The organism is Variovorax pasteuri (assembly GCF_051216435.1).
Lineage (GTDB): Bacteria > Pseudomonadota > Gammaproteobacteria > Burkholderiales > Burkholderiaceae_C > Variovorax.
In genome coordinates, this window is record NZ_JBPJZS010000006.1 from 113631 (window position 1) to 132714 (window position 19084).

The 19084-nt window shown below is 68.0% G+C and carries 17 protein-coding genes; 1 reads left to right on the top strand and 16 read right to left on the bottom strand.

All coding sequences use genetic code 11. The features are described from left to right. Positions 1 to 14 precede the first annotated feature (14 nt). The 10 genes from ACSFBM_RS21780 to dksA form a co-directional block, all read right to left on the bottom strand. The gene (locus tag ACSFBM_RS21780; RefSeq protein ID WP_435441246.1) at positions 15 to 1448 is read right to left on the bottom strand and encodes a UDP-N-acetylmuramoyl-tripeptide--D-alanyl-D-alanine ligase; all 1434 of its coding nucleotides are present in this window, start codon (positions 1446 to 1448) and stop codon (positions 15 to 17) included. After that, the gene (locus tag ACSFBM_RS21785) at positions 1445 to 3013 is read right to left on the bottom strand and encodes a UDP-N-acetylmuramoyl-L-alanyl-D-glutamate--2,6-diaminopimelate ligase (protein WP_435486228.1); all 1569 of its coding nucleotides are present in this window, start codon (positions 3011 to 3013) and stop codon (positions 1445 to 1447) included. The genes ACSFBM_RS21780 and ACSFBM_RS21785 overlap by 4 nt, the downstream gene beginning before the upstream one ends. Before the next feature lie 2 nt (positions 3014 to 3015). Continuing rightward, complete coding sequence (locus ACSFBM_RS21790; protein ID WP_435486229.1) at positions 3016 to 4764, bottom strand: peptidoglycan D,D-transpeptidase FtsI family protein; 1749 nt, start codon at positions 4762 to 4764, stop codon at positions 3016 to 3018. After that, positions 4761 to 5126, bottom strand: coding sequence for a cell division protein FtsL (gene ftsL / locus ACSFBM_RS21795; RefSeq protein ID WP_435486230.1), 366 nt, complete (start codon positions 5124 to 5126; stop codon positions 4761 to 4763). The genes ACSFBM_RS21790 and ftsL overlap by 4 nt, the downstream gene beginning before the upstream one ends. Positions 5127 to 5128: 2 nt before the next feature. After that, on the bottom strand, positions 5129 to 6052 hold the full coding sequence (gene rsmH, locus ACSFBM_RS21800; protein ID WP_435438055.1) for a 16S rRNA (cytosine(1402)-N(4))-methyltransferase RsmH: 924 nt from the start codon (positions 6050 to 6052) through the stop codon (positions 5129 to 5131). A gap of 8 nt (positions 6053 to 6060) precedes the next feature. After that, the gene (mraZ, locus tag ACSFBM_RS21805; RefSeq protein WP_013539433.1) at positions 6061 to 6489 is read right to left on the bottom strand and encodes a division/cell wall cluster transcriptional repressor MraZ; all 429 of its coding nucleotides are present in this window, start codon (positions 6487 to 6489) and stop codon (positions 6061 to 6063) included. A gap of 273 nt (positions 6490 to 6762) precedes the next feature. Continuing rightward, a complete protein-coding gene (gene hslU / locus ACSFBM_RS21810) occupies positions 6763 to 8091 on the bottom strand; it encodes an ATP-dependent protease ATPase subunit HslU (RefSeq protein ID WP_435438054.1) in 1329 nt (442 codons plus the stop codon). Positions 8092 to 8093: 2 nt separating this feature from the next. Further along, positions 8094 to 8639: an ATP-dependent protease subunit HslV gene (hslV, locus tag ACSFBM_RS21815; RefSeq protein WP_042578379.1), complete on the bottom strand. Its 546-nt coding sequence runs from the start codon at positions 8637 to 8639 to the stop codon at positions 8094 to 8096. Positions 8640 to 8697: 58 nt separating this feature from the next. Further along, positions 8698 to 10392: an STAS domain-containing protein gene (locus ACSFBM_RS21820; RefSeq protein WP_435486231.1), complete on the bottom strand. Its 1695-nt coding sequence runs from the start codon at positions 10390 to 10392 to the stop codon at positions 8698 to 8700. Between the two features lie 45 nt (positions 10393 to 10437). Next, positions 10438 to 11403 (bottom strand): RNA polymerase-binding protein DksA, encoded by a 966-nt coding sequence (gene dksA / locus ACSFBM_RS21825; protein ID WP_435486232.1) that lies wholly within the window; start codon positions 11401 to 11403, stop codon positions 10438 to 10440. Between the two features lie 403 nt (positions 11404 to 11806). Between dksA and ACSFBM_RS21830 the strand changes: the two genes are divergently transcribed. Then, on the top strand, positions 11807 to 13294 hold the full coding sequence (locus ACSFBM_RS21830; protein ID WP_435486233.1) for a YdgA family protein: 1488 nt from the start codon (positions 11807 to 11809) through the stop codon (positions 13292 to 13294). 146 nt (positions 13295 to 13440) lie between these two features. Here the strand turns inward: ACSFBM_RS21830 and ACSFBM_RS21835 are convergent, their stop codons facing one another. From ACSFBM_RS21835 to dapF, 6 genes are all read right to left on the bottom strand, one after another. Then, on the bottom strand, positions 13441 to 14499 hold the full coding sequence (locus tag ACSFBM_RS21835; protein WP_435486234.1) for a CobW family GTP-binding protein: 1059 nt from the start codon (positions 14497 to 14499) through the stop codon (positions 13441 to 13443). Positions 14500 to 14617: 118 nt separating this feature from the next. Then, positions 14618 to 15850, bottom strand: a complete 1233-nt coding sequence (locus tag ACSFBM_RS21840) for a class I SAM-dependent rRNA methyltransferase (RefSeq protein ID WP_435486235.1) — start codon at positions 15848 to 15850, stop codon at positions 14618 to 14620. 6 nt (positions 15851 to 15856) lie between these two features. Further along, positions 15857 to 16855: a tyrosine recombinase XerC gene (locus ACSFBM_RS21845; RefSeq protein ID WP_435486236.1), complete on the bottom strand. Its 999-nt coding sequence runs from the start codon at positions 16853 to 16855 to the stop codon at positions 15857 to 15859. Continuing rightward, positions 16830 to 17465: a YdcF family protein gene (locus ACSFBM_RS21850; protein WP_435486237.1), complete on the bottom strand. Its 636-nt coding sequence runs from the start codon at positions 17463 to 17465 to the stop codon at positions 16830 to 16832. Before ACSFBM_RS21850 ends, ACSFBM_RS21845 begins: the two co-directional genes overlap by 26 nt. Beyond that, positions 17462 to 18163 (bottom strand): DUF484 family protein, encoded by a 702-nt coding sequence (locus ACSFBM_RS21855; RefSeq protein ID WP_435486238.1) that lies wholly within the window; start codon positions 18161 to 18163, stop codon positions 17462 to 17464. The genes ACSFBM_RS21850 and ACSFBM_RS21855 overlap by 4 nt, the downstream gene beginning before the upstream one ends. Next, positions 18160 to 19035: a diaminopimelate epimerase gene (dapF, locus tag ACSFBM_RS21860; RefSeq protein ID WP_435486239.1), complete on the bottom strand. Its 876-nt coding sequence runs from the start codon at positions 19033 to 19035 to the stop codon at positions 18160 to 18162. Before dapF ends, ACSFBM_RS21855 begins: the two co-directional genes overlap by 4 nt. Positions 19036 to 19084: the final 49 nt, after the last annotated feature.

Below are 19084 nucleotides of genomic sequence, written 5' to 3' on the forward strand. Positions count from 1 at the left end.
TGTTTTCGCGCGGCTCATGCGTCATGACCGGCCTCCTTTTGTTGTTTTGATTGCGCCTCGATGGCTTGAACCACGCGCTCCATCTTCATGAAGCGCGATCCCTTGACCAGCACGCTGCCGACCTGCGGCAGGCGGGCGAGCACCGCCGCGCACAGCGCGTCGAACGCGTCGAAATGTTGTCCGTCGCCGCCGCCCTGGAACGCGGTGGCGGCATGCGCCGTGGCGGCGCCCAGCGTGTAGACGGACTCGATGCCGCGTTGCCGTGCCCAGGCGCCGACTTCGGCGTGGAACTCCGGCGAGCGGTCGCCCACCTCGCCCATTTCGCCAAGCACCAGCAGGCGCGGGCCCGGCAGGGCGGCGAGCACGTCGATGGCGGCGATCACGGAATCGGGGTTGGCGTTGTAGCTGTCGTCGACCAGCGTGAGCGCATGGCCGCCGGGCAGCACGACCTCGCTGGCGCGCGAGCGGCCCTTGACGGGCTCGAAGGCGTCCAGGCCTGCGGCAATGGTGTCCAGCGACACGCCCGCCGCCAGCGCACAGGCGGTGGCCGCCAGTGCGTTCACGACGTTGTGGCGCCCGGCGATGTGCAGGCGCGTGTCGAAGGCGCCGATCGGCGTGCGGATGCGCACGGCCCAGGCGCCCTGCGCCCATTCGGCGCGCTCCAGCGAGATGTCGGCGTCCTGCGGCTCGCCGAAGGTCATGCAGCGGCGGGCACCGCCGTCGCGCGCCATGTCGGTCCACAGCGAGGTGAAGGGGTCGCCATACGGGAACACCGCGGTGCCGTCGTCGGGCAGCACCGCGAACACGGCGGCGTTCTCGACGGCCACCGCCTCGACGCTGGCCATGAACTCCTGGTGCTCGCGCTGCGCGTTGTTGACCAGCGCGATGGTCGGGCGCGAGATGGCGGCCAGCCGCGCGATTTCGCCCGGATGGTTCATGCCCAGCTCGAGCACCGCGCGGCGGTGTTCCGCGCGCAGGCGCAGCAGCGTGAGCGGCACGCCGATCTCGTTGTTGAAGTTGCCCGCCGTCGCCAGGGCGCGTTCGGCGCTGCCGGCGAGCAGCACCGCCGCGATCATCTGCGTGACCGTGGTCTTGCCGTTGCTGCCCGTGACGGCAATGAGCGGCAGCTCGAACTGCGCGCGCCAGCCGGCGCCGAGCGCACCGAGCGCGGCCAGCGAATCGGGCACTTCGAGCCCGGCCAGGCCGGCGGCTTCGAGGCCGTGGTGCGCAATGGCCGCCACGGCGCCCTGCGCCTTCGCGTCGGCGAGGAAATCGTTGGCGTCGAAGCGCTCGCCCTTGAGCGCGACGAACAGGTCGCCGGGCGCGAGCGTGCGCGTGTCGGTGTGCACGCGGGCGATGACGGTCGAGGCGTCACCCACCAGGCGTGAACCCGGAATCCATTGCTGCAACCGGGCCAGCGTGAGGGCGAGCGGTGTGGCGCCGGTCATGCTGCTTGCCCTCCGCTGCTTCGCAGGGCCAGCGCCTGCAGCGCATGGGCCTTGTCGGAGAAGGCGATGCGCTGGCCGGCAATCTCTTGCCACGCCTCGTGGCCCTTGCCGGCGATCAGCACCACGTCCTGCGGGGCGGCCTGCGCGAGCACGTCGGCAATGGCGGCCGCGCGGTCGGGCTGCACCTGCGCCGCCTCGGGGCGCGAGAAGCCGCGCAGCACCTGCGCAATGATCGCGTCGGGCTTTTCGCTGCGCGGGTTGTCGCTGGTGACGACCACGTGGTCAGCCTGGCGCTCGGCCACGGCGGCCATCATCGGGCGCTTGATCGGGTCGCGGTCGCCGCCGCAGCCGAACAGGCACCACAGCGCACCGCCGCGCTGCTTGGCGAGCGGGCGCAGGCCGATCAGGGCCTTGTCGAGCGCGTCGGGCGTGTGGGCGTAGTCGACCACGGCCAGCGGCGCGCCGTCGCCGGTGCCGGCGCGGTCCATGCGGCCCGGCACGCTCGTCAGATGGGCGCATGCCGCCACGGCCCGCGCCAACGACAGGCCCAGCGCGCGCAGCGTGCCGATCACCCCCAGCAGGTTGGCCACGTTGTACTGGCCGATGAGGCCCGTCGACAGGCGCTGCACCGCGTCGGTGCCCTGTTCGGCCACCGAGAACTGCAGGCCCTGCGCGTCGTAGCCGATGTCGCGCGCCATGAGGCGGGCCGGCTTGCCGTCGGCCGACACGGTCCACACGTCGAGCGCGCCGATGCCCACGTCGATCAGGTTGGCGCACAGGGTCGCGCCGTGCGTGTCGTCGATGTTGATCACCGCCGCGCGCAGGCCGGGCCAGCGGAACAGCTCGGCCTTGGCCTGCCAGTAGGCGTCCATGCTGCCGTGGTAGTCGAGGTGGTCCTGCGTGAAGTTGGTGAACACGGCCACCGCGATCTGCGCGCCGTCGAGGCGGCGTTCGGCGATGCCGATGGACGAGGCCTCGATGGCGCAGGCGCCGAAGCCGCGCGACACCAGCGAACGCAGCTCGCGCTGCATCATGACGGGGTCGGGCGTGGTCAGGCCGGTGTAGGTGAGTTCGGGCGGCACGCCGATGCCCAGCGTGCCCATCACGGCGCAGGGCGACGGCGCATCGCGCTGCACGGTGCCGTCGGGATTCATCGCGCGCAGGCCGCCCGCCGCGCGCAGCGTGGAGAGCGATTCGGCGAGCCACCAGGCGGTGGAGGTCTTGCCGTTGGTGCCGGTCACGGCCAGCACGTCGAGCAGGGCCGAGGGGTTGTCGTAGAAGGCCGAGGCGATCGGGCCGGTGGCGGCCTTCAGGCCGGGGTAGCTCACGATGCGCTCGTCGCCTTCGAAACCGAAGGCCTCGACGCCCTCGTGCTCCACCAGGCACACCGCCGCGCCCTGCGCCAGCGCGGCCGCCACGTGCTTGCGCCCGTCGGTGGCGGCACCGGGCCAGGCGATGAAGACATCGCCCGCGCCCACGGCCCGGCTGTCGGCATGCAGCGCGGCCTGCGGCGCGCGCTTCTTGAGCCAGGCGGCGGCCATGGAGGGGGAAGTGAAGGTCAGCATGGTCAGAAGCTCTCGTCGACGCCCTGCGTCATCACCAGCGGTTTGACAGCCAGGTCGGGCGGTACGTTCATCATGCGCAGCGTCTGCTGCACGACTTCGCTGAACACGGGCGCCGCGGCCACGCCGCCGAAATACTGGCCGTCGCTGGGCTCGTCGATCATCACGGCCACGATGATTCGCGGCTTCTCGATGGGTGCCATGCCGGTGAACCAGGCACGGTACTTGTTGCTGGCGTAGCCCTTGCCGACCTGCTTGTGCGCCGTGCCCGACTTGCCGCCGACCGAATAGCCGATGGTCTGGGCGCGCGTACCGGTGCCGCCCGGGCCGGCGGCCATCTGCAGCATCTTGCGCACGGCCAGCGCGTTGGAGGGCGAGAACACCCGCACGCCGACCGGCGGCTCCGCGTTCTTCAGGATGGTCACCGGAATGAGCGAGCCGTCGTGCGCGAACGAGGTGTACGAATGCGCCATCTGGAACAGCGACGCCGACAGGCCGTAGCCGTAGGCCATGGTGGCCTGCTCGACCGGCTTCCAGGTCTTCCACGGGCGCAGCCGGCCGGTGACGGCACCGGGAAACTGGATCTGCGGCTTCTGGCCGTAGCCCAGCGCGGTGTAGGTGTCCCACATCTCGTGCGGGGTCATCTTCTGCGCGATCTTGAGCGCGCCGACGTTGCTCGACTTCTGGATCACGCCCTCGACCGTCAGCGTGCCGTAGTTGTGCGTGTCGCTGATGGTGAAGCCGCCAATCTGGAAGCGGCCCGGGCCGGTTTCGATCAGCGTCTGCGGCTTCACGCGGCCGGCTTCCAGCGCCATCGCCACGGTGATGGGCTTCATGGTCGAGCCGGGCTCGAAGGTGTCGGTGAGCGCGCGGTTGCGCAGCTGCTCGCCGGTGAGGTTCTGGCGCTTGTCCGGCACGTAGCTCGGGTAGTTGGCCAGCGCCAGCACCTCGCCGGTGGTGCTGTCGAGCACCACCACGCTGCCGGCCTTGGCCTTGCGCGCCGTCACGGCGTCGCGCAGCTTCTGGTAGGCGAAGAACTGCACCTTGCTGTCCACGCTCAGCTGGATGTCCTTGCCGTCGAGCGGCGGCACGGTGTCGCCCACGCCTTCGACCACGCGGCCCAGGCGGTCCTTGATGACGCGGCGCGAGCCGGCCTTGCCGGCCAGCTCCTTGTTGAACGCGAGCTCGATGCCCTCCTGGCCGTTGTCTTCCACGCTGGTGAAGCCCACCACGTGCGCGGCGGCCTCGCCCTCGGGGTACTGGCGCTTGTATTCGCGGCGCTGGTAGATGCCCTTGATGTTCAGCGCGGCAATCTGCTTGGCGATGGGCTCGTCGACCTGGCGCTTGACCCAGACGAAGGTCTTGTCCTCGTCTTCGAGCTTCTTGTCGAAATCCTTCTGCGGCATCTCGAGCAGCTTGGCCACCTGCTTGAGCTTGGCGCGCACCTCGGGGTCGTCGCGCTCGATGTCTTCGGGAATGGCCCAGATACTGGGCGCCACCACGCTGGACGCGAGGATGAGGCCGTTGCGGTCGAGGATGCGGCCGCGGTTGGCCGGCAGCTCCAGCGTGCGCGCGAAGCGCACTTCGCCCTGGCGCTGGAAGAAGCTGTTGTTGAACACCTGCACGTAGGCGGCACGTCCCGCCAGCATGACGAAGCCCAGCGCGATGCCCGCCACGATGAACTTGCTGCGCCACACCGGCGTCTTGCTCGCAAGCAAGGGGCTGGTGGTGTAGCGCACGCTGCGACGGCTCATCGCGGGGCCCTCGCTGCGGTGACAGGCTTGGCCGCAGGCTTCGCACCCGTGGCGGCGGGCACCGCCGGCGCCACCGGGGCCACGGCCGGAATCACCGAGCCGTCCGGGCGCACGTACTGCGTGATGGCCGGCGAGGTGGTGCGCATCTGCAGTTGTTCCTTGGCGAGCTTTTCCACGCGCAGCGGCGTGGCCTGCGCGCGCTTCTCGACCTGCAGGCGGTCATGGTCCAGCTCCAGGCGGCGGGCTTCCTGCTGCACGCGGTCCAGCTCGGTGTAGAGCTGGCGCGACTGGTACTGCGTGTGCACGAGGTACAGCGCCGTCGCAACGACGGCCAGCAGCAGGAGCAGATTGATGCGGGCCATGCTCAGCTGGCCTCGGTACGTTCGGCCACGCGAAGAATGGCGCTGCGCGAACGCGGGTTGCCGCGCACTTCGTCGTCGGACGGCTTGATGCGCTCCAGCGCATTGAGCTTCATCACCTTCGGCGCGGCAAAGGGCGCGCGGCGGTCGTAGACCTCCTTGGAGTGCTTGGCGATGAACTGCTTGACGATGCGGTCTTCCAGCGAGTGGAAGCTGATCACCGCGAGCCGCCCGCCGGGCTTCAGCACCGAGAGGCTCGCCTCTAGCGCCTGTTGCAGCTCTTCAAGCTCGGCGTTGATGAAAATCCGAAAAGCCTGAAATGTGCGCGTTGCAGGGTTCTGGCCCTGCTCGCGGGTTTTGACCGTGCCAGCCACGAGCTCGGCCAGTTCGGTGGTGGTTGAAATTGGGCCCCGTTCTTGTCGGCGAGCAACAATCGCCTTTGCAACCTGAACAGCAAACCGTTCTTCGCCATAGTCACGGATCACCTCTGCAATCTGCTGAAGTTCGGCTGTTGCCAGCCACTCGGCCACGCTCTCGCCGCGCGTGGTGTCCATGCGCATGTCGAGCGGGCCGTCGAAACGAAAACTGAAACCGCGCACCGGGTTGTCGATCTGCGGCGAACTCACGCCCAGGTCCATCAGCAAGCCGTCGACGCTTGCATCGGGCAGCTCACCGAGCGAGCGGAATCCCTGGTGCCGGATGGAAAAACGCGCATCGGAGATGCGCGCTGCTTCGGCCACTGCTTCCGCATCCTTGTCGAATGCGATCAGCCTGCCTTCCGGCGCCAGCCTGGAGAGGATGGCGCGCGCGTGACCTCCCCGGCCGAAGGTGGCATCCACATAGGTGCCGGGGGCTGCCGTGCTGCCTGAAAGAAGGGCTTCCACCGCTTCGTTCAGCAAGACGGTCGTATGGGTCCATGGAGTGTTCACGTGAATCCTCAGAACGCGAAGTCCTGAAACACATCCGGCATCTCGCCCTGGGTGGCCTCGGCCTCCTTGGCCTCGTACGTGGCCTTGTCCCAGAGTTCGAAGTGGTTGCCCATGCCCAGCAGCAGCGTGTCGCGTGCGATGCCGGTGGCGGCGCGCAGTTCGGGCGAGACCAGGATGCGGCCGGTGCCGTCCATCTCGACGTCCATGGCATTGCCCAGGAAGACGCGCTTCCACCACTGCGCCGACATCGGCAGCGCGGCGATGCGCTCGCGGAATTTTTCCCATTCGGGACGGGGGAACACCATCAGGCACCCATGCGGATGCTTGGTGATCGTGAGCTGGCCGCCTGCCGTGGCGCTCAGGACGTCGCGATGCCGGGTCGGCACTGAGAGCCGCCCCTTGGCATCCAGACTGAGCGATGAAGCGCCTTGAAACACGACCACGAAACCCCTGTGTTGGGAGGTGCTGCAGCACCCGAAGGGGGCACTACCCGCACTTTTTCCCACTTAAATGCACTTTTTTGCACTGTAGCAGGAAACACTTAGGAAGCAACTGGCCGTTGGTGGTATTTTTTGTAATGGAATCAACGACTTAGCGCCGATTCCAAAAGCTTGGAATCGGCGAATATCGTTGCCAATGAAAGACTTAGCTCACGCACTGAAAGTGATGCGTGAAGCATTGCCGCCGTTACAGGGGCAGAAGAAGCGACTTCAGAGGATGAAGCGCGAAAGGTCTTCGTCGTGACTTAGTGCCGCAAGGCGCTGGTCGACGTAGGCAGCATCGATGCGGATCGATTGGCCTTCGAGGCGGGTCGCGTCGAAGCTTACCTCATCCAGCAGGCGCTCCATGACGGTCGACAGGCGGCGCGCACCGATGTTCTCCGTGCGCTCGTTCACCTCGTAAGCGATGGTGGCCAGGCGGTTCACGCCGTCGGGCGTGAACTCGAGCGTCACACCCTCGGTGGCCAGCAGCGCCTGGTACTGCTTCACGAGCGACGCACGCGTTTGCGTGAGGATGCTCTCGAAGTCGGACACCGAGAGCGATTGCAGCTCCACGCGAATCGGCATGCGGCCCTGCAGCTCGGGAATCAGGTCGCTCGGCTTGCTCAGGTGGAACGCGCCGCTCGCGATGAACAGCATGTGATCGGTGCGCACCACACCGTACTTGGTGGTGACTGCGGTGCCCTCCACCAGCGGCAGCAAGTCGCGCTGCACGCCCTGGCGCGACACGTCGGAGCCCTGCGCATCGCTGCGCGTGGCCACCTTGTCGATCTCGTCGATGAAGACGATGCCGTTCTGCTCGGCGTTGTGGATCGCCTGCGCGCGGATCTCGTCCTCGTTGATCAGCTTGCCCGCTTCCTCGTCGATCAGCAGGCGCATCGCCTCGGCGATCTTGAGCTTGCGCGTCTTGCGCTTGCCCCCGCCCATCTGGCCGAACATGCCGCGCAGCTGCTCGGTCATTTCCTCCATGCCGGCGGGGCCCATGATTTCCAGCGGCGTGCGCGTCTCGGCCAGGTCGAGTTCGATTTCCTTGTCGTCGAGCTGGTGCTCGCGCAGCTTTTTGCGGAAGGCCTGGCGCGTGGGGTTGGGGCCGTCCAGCGCGGGCGTGGCGCCGTCGGCAACGCGCGCCGGGGGCAGCAGCACGTCGAGGATGCGTTCCTCGGCCGCGTCTTCGGCACGCGCGCGAACCTTGATGCTTTCGGACTCGCGCGTCTGCTTGACGGCGATTTCGGCCAGGTCGCGAATGATCGAATCGACGTCCTTGCCCACGTAGCCCACCTCGGTGAACTTGGTGGCCTCGACCTTGATGAAGGGCGCGTCCGCCAGGCGTGCCAGGCGGCGTGCGATTTCGGTCTTGCCCACGCCCGTGGGGCCGATCATGAGGATGTTCTTGGGCGTGATCTCGTGGCGCAGCTTTTCGTCGACCTGCTGGCGGCGCCAGCGGTTGCGCAGGGCGATGGCCACGGCGCGCTTGGCGGCCGGCTGCCCGACGATGTGGTTATCGAGCTCGGAGACGATTTCCTGGGGGGTCATGGACATGGTCAGAGCGCTTCCACCGTGTGGTTCATGTTCGTGTAAATGCAGATTTCTCCGGCGATCGCCAGCGATTTGCGCACGATCTGCTCGGCCGAAAGGTCGGTGTTGTCGATCAGCGCCTTGGCCGCCGACTGCGCATAGGCGCCGCCCGAGCCGATGGCGATCACGCCGTCTTCGGGCTCCAGCACGTCGCCGTTGCCGGTGATGATGAGCGAGGTGGTCGCGTCGGCCACGGCCAGCATGGCCTCGAGCTTGCGCAGCACGCGGTCGGTGCGCCAGTCCTTGGTGAGCTCGACTGCCGCGCGGGTCAGGTGACCCTGGTGCTTTTCGAGCTTGGCCTCGAAACGCTCGAAGAGCGTGAAGGCGTCGGCCGTGGCGCCGGCAAAGCCGGCGAGCACCTTGCCGTGATACAGCCGGCGCACTTTGCGCGCCGTGCCCTTGATGACGATATTGCCGAGAGTGACCTGCCCGTCCCCGCCAATGGCGACCTGATCGCCTTGGGGGGTCTTGCGGCGCACGCTCACGATGGTGGTGCCGTGAAACTGTTCCATCGAAGCCATCTGGGGATGGCGACAAGCAATGCAACCCGCGCAAGGGCGGGCCGGGGCCTTAGTTTTTTCTAACCGCTACCGTCGCGTGATCGGCAATGCCTACCAGGTTGAACAGCGCGGCAATCAGGCGGTGGGCGTCCACGAACTGCACCCGCTCGCCGTTGGCGTCGCGTGCGCGCACCCAGGCCAGCAGGGTGCCGGCGGCCGCCAGGTCCATGCGCAGCAGCGCGGCGCAGGAAATGACCGGCGCGGCGGTGTGCCGCAGGTCGTGGTCCAGCCGATGCCAGCTCGACAGCGATTCACCCCGCAAGTCGCCCGCCAGCGCGGCAAAGCCGGTGTCGGTGGACGGAAAGCTCTCGGAGTCTCCGCCGGACGACAGCAGCGACCACACCGAGCTGTGCCGGTTCGCCGGCGGCGCGGCCAGCGCGGTGCATTCGCCACGCGGGTCTTGCCACGACGGCGGCGACACCTCGTAGGTGATGCAGTAGTTCAGCGCCACCAGCTCGAAGTCGTCGGGCAGGTGCATCAGCCGCAGCGCGGCCAGGTGCAGTTGCCACCACACGTCGTCGGTGCCGCGCTGGTTGTTGGGCGCCGCCTCGGACAGCACGGCCAGCAGCTGCGGCGAACCCATGAAGCGCAGCTGCACCGGCGAATCGGCCCAGTGGTTGAACAGCACGCGCAGCGGCGCGGCGGCTTCGATCTCGATGCCGGCCAGGCCGCGCCAATCGAGCGTCCAGACCGAGCCCGCCTTCGACAGCGCGCGCGTGAGCTCCACCAGGCCGTCGCGCGCCAGGCGCGCCGGGCTGGCCCAGTCGGCGTGCGCGCCGCCCTCGGCGGAGGCCTCGGCCGCTTCTTCGCTGGCCGTGACCGCCTTGACGCTGCGGGCCAGATCCTCGAGCGAGACCCAGTCGGGGCCCATGCGCCGCATGCGCTGGGCGTAGCGCATGCGGGCAGCCGCGAACTTGGCGGCGTCGCCCGTGGCGCGGTAAAGATCGAACAGCGCGCGCCAGCGGTCGTCGTCGAGCTCGGCCGCGGGGCCGTGATCGGCTTCGCCGGGCGGTGCGCTGTCGGAGGCCAGGGCCTGCAGCAAGATGGCTTCGGCGCCCGTGTCGTCGCCGTGCGCGAAGCGGATCACCGCCTCTTCGAGCGCGCCGTCGTGCGCGAGGTGCGACGAGGTCAGGGGCATCTCGGCAGGCACCGACACCTGCGCGTCGACCTGGGGCTGCGCGGCGGGAGGCGGGACGGCAGACTGCGCCATGGGCGCAGCGGCAGCCGCCGGCCGCCGAAGCTCCTCTCCTGCAGGCTCGTCGGCGTGCACGGGCGGCAGCGTCTCGGCGCCGGCGTCCGGCGGCGGCCTGACCAGGGGTTCGCCGTTCGGCCCGCGCCCCTTCCACCACTGCTGCGACATCTGCTCTTCGATCTCGTCGATCTTCTTGAGCGTGAGCGCGCGGCCTTCGAGCTTCTCGGAGGAACTGTTGACGTTGAACGACGACGGCGTGACCGTCGCATCGGAGGCGTGAGAGGCGGCCTCGCGCTGGCGCAGCTTGCGCAGCATGTCGAACTCGCGCCGGCGCACGAAGTCGTTGCGCTGGCGCCGCTCGATCATTTCCTTCAGCATCTCGCGGCTGTAGGTCTGGTCGGGCAGCGAAGAATCGGATGCAGCCGGCGCGTCGAGCTCCGACCAATCCTTCAGGGGATTGCGAACAAACTTGGCCACCTTGGAAAAAAGGCGACCCGATTCTTCCTTGGCCATGCGGTGAAGACTATCGAGCGAAAGGTGTCCTGGCTTTGTTCCCGATCAGTCCCCGAACATCTTCTGCTTGAGCTCGCGGCGCTGCTGCGCTTCGAGCGACAGCGTGGCCGTGGGGCGCGCCAGCAGGCGGCCCACGCCGATGGGTTCGCCGGTTTCGTCGCAGTAGCCGTAGTCGCCCGCGTCGATGCGCTGGATCGACTGCTCGATCTTCTTCAGCAGCTTGCGTTCGCGGTCGCGCGTGCGCAGCTCGAGGGCGTGCTCTTCCTCGATGGTGGCGCGGTCGGCCGGGTCGGGCACGACCACGGTGTCTTCACGCAGGTGCTCGGTGGTCTCGCCGGCGTTCTCGAGGATGCCGCGCTTGAGTTCGACGAGCTTCAGGCGGAAGAACGCCATCTGCTTTTCGTTCATGTACTCGTCGTCCGGCATGGCGATGACTTCGGCATCGATCAGCTCGGCGGCGGTCTTGGTCTTCCAGTTGTTGGCCAGCTTCGGGTCTTTCTTCACGGCCAGGGGCGGCGGCGGCACCAGCGCGGTGGAAGGTGCCTGCGAGAAGCTGGACTTGGCGGCGGTCGATGCCACGGACTGCGGCATCGAGGGAACGGTCAATTGCGACAGCCGGGACACGCGGCCACCACGCGCGGGAGCGGGCGTGGCGGTTTGAGCGGGCATCGAGGGTGTCGCCGGGGCGGAAGTGGAGGCGGCAGCCGTTTTTTTCATGGGACTCAGGGGGACAGAAGGAACGGCAGCAGGGCGGCCGACAGGTTTGGATGACGATGGACCCGCGCCTGCGGTCTTGGTTGCAGCAGTGGCAGGCTTGGCGGACTTCTTCGCAGCGGTCTCGGCCTTGGCCGGTGGTGCTGCGGGCTTTTTGGAGGCGCTTTTCTCGTTCGCGGCGGAGTCGAGTGCAGCAGCGGAAACCTTTTTTGCCGCAGGTACAGCCTGCTTCGCAGCCGGCGCCTTCTTGGTGGCGGGCTTGGTTGCTGGCGTGGCCTTGGCGGCGGGTTTCTTCACGGTGACTGGCTCCTTTGACGAACTGGAACGCGCTTTCACTGGGTGTCTCCTCCCATGGAGACCCTGCGGCCTTCAGGCCGCGCGGTGTCTCCGTTGTCGGGTGCTCGCCAGTGACGAACCCCGGGGTTATACCCCCGAAAGCCCGCCAGAAACGTGCGGAGCCCCGTGCCACAAGTCACATCTCTTCCATGTGGACGAGGCGTGGCTGGCGGAACAGGCGCGCGATTGTATAGAGAACTCGCCGACGCGCGCGATGTCCGTGCCTGCCGGTCGGCGGCGCCGGCAACTCCGTTAGCATCGCGCGGCGTTGTCGGGGGGACAACGCAGGTCCGCGCCCTGCCCTGGTTTGCCCATTCGGCAGTGGGGGCTTATCCCATCATTCGACATAAAAGAGAGAACAACCTTGAGCAAGAAAGCAGTTTTGGGCGTCCTGGCCGCGGCGATCGTGGTGGCCTACGGCGGGAGCACCTGGTACGCCGGGTCGCAGGTCAAGTCGCGCTACGACAGCGCCTTCGAAGAGTTGCCCAAGCAGACCGCGCTGGTGCGCGTGATCGAGCGCCAGTACGAGCGCGGCTTTCTAGGCGCCGTCAGCACCGTGACCCTGGAGATCGGCTGCGCGGCCGATGCAACCGCAGCCACCCCCGCCAAGCCGGCCGAAGGCGAGCAAGCGGACGCCGACGACGAAGAAGAAGCCGACGCCAAGCCGCTGCGCATCACCATCCGCGACACCATCCACCACGGCCCGATCGCCGGCGGCTCGCTCGCGGCCGCCACCATCGACAGCGAACTGGTGCTCGACGCCAAGACCCAGGACGACCTGAAGAAGGTGTTCGGCGAGGCCAAGCCCCTGACCTCGCACACCAAGGTCGGCTTCGGCGGCGCCTTCACCACCGACCTGGTCGTCGCTCCCGCCAAGCTGACCGAAGAGGGCAAGGGCCAGTTCGCCTGGCAAGGCGCGCAGGCCCGCATGGAAGTGAACGCCGCGCGCACCCAGGTGCGCTACGACATGACCATGCCCGGCCTGGACTTCAGCGACGCGCGCACCGGCACCACCATGAAGATGGGCAAGCTCACCGCCAAGGCCGACATGGACAGCAGCGCCGGCTGGTTCCTGTCCACCGGCAAGACCGAGGGCAAGCTCGACACGCTCGAGCTCGTCGTCAGGAAGACCGGCGGCCCGCTGGGCGCCTCGGCCGTGCCGGCCGACACCCCGCCCAAGATCGTGACCACCGTGCTGCTGCAGGGCCTCGACCTGCTCGGCGAAGCCAGCATCAAGGACGGCCTCTACGCGTCCGGCGGCACCGTCAAGGGCACCGGCAAGATCGGCGAGACCAAGATCGACAAGTTCGAGCTGACCAGCAGCGCGCGCCGCATCCACGCCGCCACCTACAAGAAGCTGGCCGACGCCTGGATGCAGTCCAGCGCCGTCAACGGCTGCGGCAAGGGCGGCAGCAAGGCGGCGCAGGCCGCGATGCAGGCCCTGGCCGACCAGCTGGCCCCCGACCTCAAGGCCATGGCCAAGTACAGCCCTGAAGCCGGCATCGACAAGATGGTGGTCGAGATCGACGGCAAGCGCGGCGAGATCAGCTACATGGCCGGCATGGCCGGTGTGACCGACGAAGACCTGCAACTGCCCGGCACCGCCTTGCTGATGAAGCGCGGCGCGCTCAAGGCCAATGCCCGCCTGCCCATGAAATGGCTCGAGAAGCTGGCCGAAACCGGCGCCGAGAGCGGCCAGACGCCCCCGCCCGAAATGGTGGCGGGCCTGGTCGAGCAAGGGGAGGAAAAGGGCTTCGTGAAGCGCGACGGCGACGACGTGACCGGCCAGATCGAGTTCACCGACGGCAGCCTGAAGATCAACGGCAAGCCGCTGGGCGCCCCGGGCAACTAGCGATCTCTCCCTCCCCCTCTGGGGGAGGGCCGGGGTGGGGGCACGACGGCCTCCCCGGAAAACACAGCGCCTGATCGAAGGCCTGCCTCCATCCCAACCTTCCCAACCTTCCCCCAGCGGGGGAAGGAGCAAAGCAATTCAGCGGCTCACACCAGGCACTGCTCCAGCCCCTGCTCCAGGATTTCGCGCGGCAGCTCGATGCCGATGAACACCATGCGGCTCTGGCGCGCTTCGTCCTTGCCCCATTCCGGGCCCAGGTCGCTGCCCATCAGCTGGTGCACGCCCTGGAAGATCACCTTGCGCTCGGTGCCCTTCATGCTCAGCACGCCCTTGTAGCGCAGCATGCGCGGGCCGTAGATGTTGACGATGGCGCCCAGAAAGTCTTCCAGCTTGGCCGGGTCGAAGGGGCGGTCGGCCTTGTAGACGAAGCTCTTCACGTCGTCGTCGGTGTGATGGTGGTGGCCGTGGCCTTCGTGCTTGTGCGAAGGGTGGTCGCACGCCTCGCCATGCGCGTGGTCATGGTCGTGGTGATCGTGGCCGTGGTCGTCTTCCTTCAGGAAGTCGGGGTCGATGTCCAGCTTGGCGTTCAGGTTGAAGCCGCGCAGGTCGAAGATGTCCTTCAGCGGCACGTCGCCGAAGTGCGCCTTCTGCTGCGGCGCGCGCGGGTTCATGTGCTTCAGGCGGTGGATGAGCGCCTCGGTTTCCTCGGCCGACACCAGCTCGCTCTTGCTGATGAAGATCTGGTCGGCAAAGCCCACCTGGCGGCGCGCTTCCTGGCGGTCGTTGAGCTGCTGCGGCGCGTGCTTGGCGTCCACCAGCGTCAGGATCGAGTCGAGCAGGTAGCTCTCGGCGATCTCGTCGTCCATGAAGAAGGTCTGCGCCACCGGGCCGGGGTCGGCCAGGCCGGTGGTTTCGATGACCACGCGGTCGAAGTCCAGCAGGCCCTGGCGCTTCTTGGCGGCCAGCAGCTGCAGCGCTTCGCGCAGGTCTTCGCGGATGGTGCAGCACACGCAGCCGTTGCTCATTTGCACGATCTGCTCTTTCGACTCCGTCACCAGGATGTCGCTGTCGATGTTCTCTTCGCCGAACTCGTTCTCGATGACCGCGATCTTCTGGCCATGGGCCTCGGTCAGGATGCGCTTGAGCAGCGTGGTTTTGCCCGAGCCGAGAAAGCCGGTCAGGATGGTCGCGGGAATGAGGGCCATGGGGGGAGTGCTCCGGAAGCGGAAAACAGGAAAAGAGCCGAAAAAGGCGTGGCGGGAAGTTTAGCCAATGCCACTGAGTTGCGTTGGCGAAGGGGTCAAGGAAGTGTCAGACCCTGTGTCAGAGCGGCTTCCTGACCACCACCAGCCCCTTCAGGTACTCGCCCTCGGGGAACTCGATGGTCATCGGATGGTCGGGCGCAGCGCCCAGGCGCTCGCTGATGTAGCCGTCCACCCCCGCGTCCAGCCCCGCCGAGGCCACGATCTTGTGGAACAGGTCGGCGCCGATGCCGCCCGAGCACGAGAAGGTCAGCAGCACGCCGCCCGGCTCCAGGATCTTCAGCGCCAGGCGGTTGATGTCCTTGTAGGCCCGCGCGGCGCGCTCGGCGTGCGCCACGGTGGGCGCGAACTTGGGCGGGTCGAGCACGATCGCGTCGAAGGTGCGGCCCTGGTCGACGAACTCGCGCAGCAGGGTGTTGACGTTGGCGTCGAGAAACTCCGTCTTCACCCCCGAACCCTCGCCGCCGAAGCCGTTGAGCGCAACGTTGGCGCGCGCCAGGTTCAGCGCCGGCAGCGACGAATCGACCGACACCAGCTCGGCCCCGTCGAGCGCGCCCGCGGCCTTGAGCCCGGCCAGCGCCGCCACGGTGAAGCCGCCCGTGTAGCAAAAGCAGTTCAGCACGCGCTTGAAGCGCCGGTGCTTCGCCAGTTCGGCAAAGCGCTGGCGGCTGTCGCGCTGGTCGAGGTAAAAGCCGGTCTTGTGGCCGGTCGCGATGTTCAGCCCCAGCTGCCAGTCGTGCTCGCGAATGGTGATCTCGGTGGCGCCCTCCCCGCGCAGCCAGCCCGTGACGGGCTTGAGCCCTTCGCGCTCGCGCCCGCTGGCGTCGGAGCGCTCATAGAGCCTGGTGAGGCCCGTGGCGGCGAGCAGCGCATCGGCCAGCACGTCCTTCCAGCGCTCCACGCCGGCCGAGAGAAACTGCGCCACCAGCACCCCGTCAGGTCCGCTGCCGTAGCGGTCGACGATCAGCCCCGGCAGGCCGTCGGCCTCGCCGTGGACGATGCGCACACCGTCGCTCTGCAGGTCGAACAGGCTCCGGGCCTTCACCGCGCGCACGCACACCGACGCCAGAAACGCCGCGTCGATGCGCTGCGTTTCGACAAAGCTCCACGCCCGCGCGCGGATCTTCGATTCGGCGCTGAACGCGGCCCAGGCCAGGAAGGCGCCCTCGTGCGATTCCACGCGCACCGTTTCGCCGGAGTCGGCGCCGCCGCGCGCAATGGCCGATTCGAAGACCCAGGGGTGTCGGCGCAGGAGCGAACGCTCCTTGCCGGGTTTGAGGCGAAGGGTTTTCATGGGTTCTTACTTGTCTTTGTCTTCGCGGGATTTCGCCCGCGGATGGGCCTGGTCATAGACCTTGGCCAGGTGCTGGAAGTCCAGCCGTGTATAGATCTGCGTGGTCGCGATGCTCGCGTGCCCCAGCAACTCCTGCACCGCGCGCAGGTCGCTGCTCGACTGCAGCACGTGGCTGGCGAACGAATGGCGAAGCATGTGCGGGTGCACCGGCGCGGCCAGGCCGGCCTTCAGGCTGCGCTCGCGCAACAGCTTCCACACCGCCTGCGACGACATGCGCACGCCCTTGGCGCTGATGAACAGGGCCGCGGCCGCCTGCGGGTCGCGCACCTGCGCCACGGTGATGGCCGCGCAGTCGCCGCGCACCGCGAGCCAGTCGCGCACCGCCTCGGCCGCCTTGCTGCCCAGCGGCACGATGCGCCGCTTGCTGCCCTTGCCCAGCACGTTGGCCTCGCCCGCGTCCAGGTCGATCCAGCCACGCGCCGTGTTGCTGGCCTGGGCGTCGAGCCCGGTGAGCTCGCTCACGCGCAGGCCGCAGCCGTACAGCACCTCGACGATGGCGCCGTCGCGCGACTCGGTCCAGGGGTCGGCCTCGGGGTCGTACAGCTCGGCCAGGCGCACCGCGTCGTCCACGCCCAGCGCCTTGGGCAGCGGCCGGCCCGCCTTGGGCGCATGCACGTCCTGCACCGGGTTGAAGCCGATCAGGCCTTCATGGCCCAGCCAGCGGTAAAAGCTGCGCCAGCACGACAGCACCAGCGCAATGCCGCGCGGCTCGCGCCCGGCGCTGTGCAGCCGGGTCATCCAGCGCCGGATGTGGGCGGTCTGCACGCGGTCCAGCGTCAGCCCGGCCTCGGCCGCGTTGTCGGTCAGCGCCTTCAAATGAAAGGCATAGAGCTCGACCGTGCGCGCCGCAAGCCGGCGCTCCACGCGCACATGCGCGAGGTACTTGTCGATCCAGCCCGAATCGGCCGGAAGCGCGGCTTCAGAAGAGGAATCCACGGAAGGCATTGTTCACGATGGCCGCCGGCTCGCGCAACGCGCCCTTCGACAACGGCCCCAGCGCGTTCCAGCACGAGGTGGGCGCCGCCGCGTACTGCACGTCGAAGCTGCGGTCGAAACCGCTCATCTTCACCAGCCGCTGCACGCGCCACAGGTGGAAGGGCTCCGAGACGATCACCACGCTGCGCACCCCGGCCACCTGCAGCAGCGGAAGCGACAGCGACAGGTTCTGCCGCGTCGAGGTGGACGCGGGCTCCAGCAGCATCGGCCCGGCAAAGCCCTGCGCCACGGCGCGCTCCTGCATCACCTTGGCCTCGATGCGGCCGTCTTCGGAATCCACCCCGCCCGTGAAGGCGAGCTGCTTGACGACGCCGGCCCTGGCCAGCGCCACCGCCGTATCGACCCGGCCCGACAGGCAGGGGTGCGGCTTGCCGTCCAGATAAGCGCGGCTGCCCAGCACCAGCGCCGCATCGGCCGCTCGCTGCGGCGGGTTGGCCAAGCGTTCTTCGGCCTGCCACCACACGAAGGCCCCGATGGCGGCGTACGCCAGCACCCCGCCCAGCAGCACGCCAGCCAGCAAGACCTGCAAGCGGCGCCGCAACCCGCGTGGACGGTTCAAGGACGCAGCCGCGACAGTCCGCCCGAGGCCAGCTCGGCGATGCGCTCCAGAAAGTCGGTGCCCATCTCGGCGTTGAAGCGCTGCGCGTCGGGCGACGCCAGCACCAGCATGCCGAAGGCCGGCGACTCGGGGTCGGCACGCAGCGGAATCAGCGCGATCGACTGGGCCGACTTGGGCTCGGGCAGCCAGTCGGCCGCCTCGAAGCCCGAGTTCAGGCCGCAGTACGGCGAGGTCAGCGAAGTGGCCAGCGCCTTCACGTCGTCGCTCACCCACTGGGCATAGGCTTCGTTCAGGTATTCGCTGCTGCAGTCCCACACCTTGATGGCCGTCTGCGGCACCAGGAACAGCGACTGCAGGTCGACCGCGATGCGGTACGGCAGGCTGCGCGGGTCGCGCGTGGTCAGCAGGCCCTTGGTCCAGCGCTGCAGGCGGTCGGCAATGACCACGTTCTCGGTGCCGTGGCGCACCATGTCCATCAGGCGATGCTCAAGCGCCTTGATCTTCTCGCGCAGCATCTCGGCCTGGCGCTCCTGCAGGCTCACGGCGCGGTTGCCGTGCGGGCTGGTGAGCTGCACCTGCGCCAGCAGCTGGGCATGGCGCTCGAAGAAGTCGGGGGTGTTCGCCAGGTAGTTGGCGATGTCGTCCTCGGTGATCGGGTTCATGGCGTTGGCGTCGTTGTTATTGGAGGAGGAAGTCATGTCAAGTCGGGAACCTCGATGTCGCCTTCGAAAACCGTGGTGGCCGGGCCCGTCATCAGCACCGGCTGACCCTCGCCCTGCCACTCGATCGTGAGAATGCCGCCGTGCGTCTGCACGTCGACCCTGCGGTCCAGCAGGCCGAGCCGGATGCCCGCCACCACCGCCGCGCAGGCACCCGTGCCGCAGGCCAGCGTTTCGCCGGCGCCGCGCTCGAACACCCGCAGCCGGATGTGCGTGCGGTCCACCACCTGCATGAAGCCCGCGTTCACCCGCTGCGGAAAACGCGGGTGGTGCTCGATCAGCGGGCCCTGCTCGGCCACCGGGGCGGTGTCGACGTTGTAGACCACCTGCACCGCGTGCGGGTTGCCCATGGACAGCACCGCTACCGAAACGATAGCGCTGCTCGCATGTGTACCAAGGGCAAGGTGCCACTTTTCCCATGAACCGTCGGGCTGCGCATCGAGCCCGGCCGCATCGAAGGGCACGCGCGCGGGCTCGAACACCGGCGCGCCCATGTCGACCGTCACGCGGCCGTCGGCGCCCATGCGCGGGGCGATGACGCCGGCCAGCGTCTGCACGCGCACTTCGCTTTTGTCGGTGAGCTTGTGTTCGCTGACGAAGCGCATGAAACAGCGCGCGCCGTTGCCGCACTGCTCCACCTCGCCGCCGTCGGCGTTGTGAATGACGTACTGGAAGTCGATGCCTTCCGCGGGCGATGGCCTCACGGTAAGGATCTGGTCGGCGCCGACGCCGAAATGGCGGTCGGCCAGAAAGCGGTATTGCGCGGCGCTGAGGCCCAGCGTGCCGCGTGTTTCGTCCAGCACGACGAAATCGTTGCCGGCGCCCTGCATCTTGGTAAAGCGGATTCGCATCTCGGGATTATCGCCACCGGCACCGCCCTTTACGATCGCAGGCCCAAAC

Bases quoted from the DNA above. Each gene is read 5' to 3' on its own strand.
- ACSFBM_RS21780 (WP_435441246.1), bottom strand. From the start codon at position 1,448: ATGACCGGCGCCACACCGCTCGCCCTCACGCTGGCCCGGTTGCAGCAA.
- ACSFBM_RS21785 (WP_435486228.1), bottom strand. From the start codon at position 3,013: ATGCTGACCTTCACTTCCCCCTCCATGGCCGCCGCCTGGCTCAAGAAG.
- ACSFBM_RS21790 (WP_435486229.1), bottom strand. From the start codon at position 4,764: ATGAGCCGTCGCAGCGTGCGCTACACCACCAGCCCCTTGCTTGCGAGC.
- ftsL (WP_435486230.1), bottom strand. From the start codon at position 5,126: ATGGCCCGCATCAATCTGCTCCTGCTGCTGGCCGTCGTTGCGACGGCG.
- hslU (WP_435438054.1), bottom strand. From the start codon at position 8,091: ATGTCCATGACCCCCCAGGAAATCGTCTCCGAGCTCGATAACCACATC.
- hslV (WP_042578379.1), bottom strand. From the start codon at position 8,639: ATGGAACAGTTTCACGGCACCACCATCGTGAGCGTGCGCCGCAAGACC.
- ACSFBM_RS21820 (WP_435486231.1), bottom strand. From the start codon at position 10,392: ATGGCCAAGGAAGAATCGGGTCGCCTTTTTTCCAAGGTGGCCAAGTTT.
- ACSFBM_RS21835 (WP_435486234.1), bottom strand. From the start codon at position 14,499: ATGGCCCTCATTCCCGCGACCATCCTGACCGGCTTTCTCGGCTCGGGC.
- ACSFBM_RS21840 (WP_435486235.1), bottom strand. From the start codon at position 15,850: ATGAAAACCCTTCGCCTCAAACCCGGCAAGGAGCGTTCGCTCCTGCGC.
- ACSFBM_RS21845 (WP_435486236.1), bottom strand. From the start codon at position 16,855: ATGCCTTCCGTGGATTCCTCTTCTGAAGCCGCGCTTCCGGCCGATTCG.
- ACSFBM_RS21855 (WP_435486238.1), bottom strand. From the start codon at position 18,163: ATGACTTCCTCCTCCAATAACAACGACGCCAACGCCATGAACCCGATC.
- dapF (WP_435486239.1), bottom strand. From the start codon at position 19,035: ATGCGAATCCGCTTTACCAAGATGCAGGGCGCCGGCAACGATTTCGTC.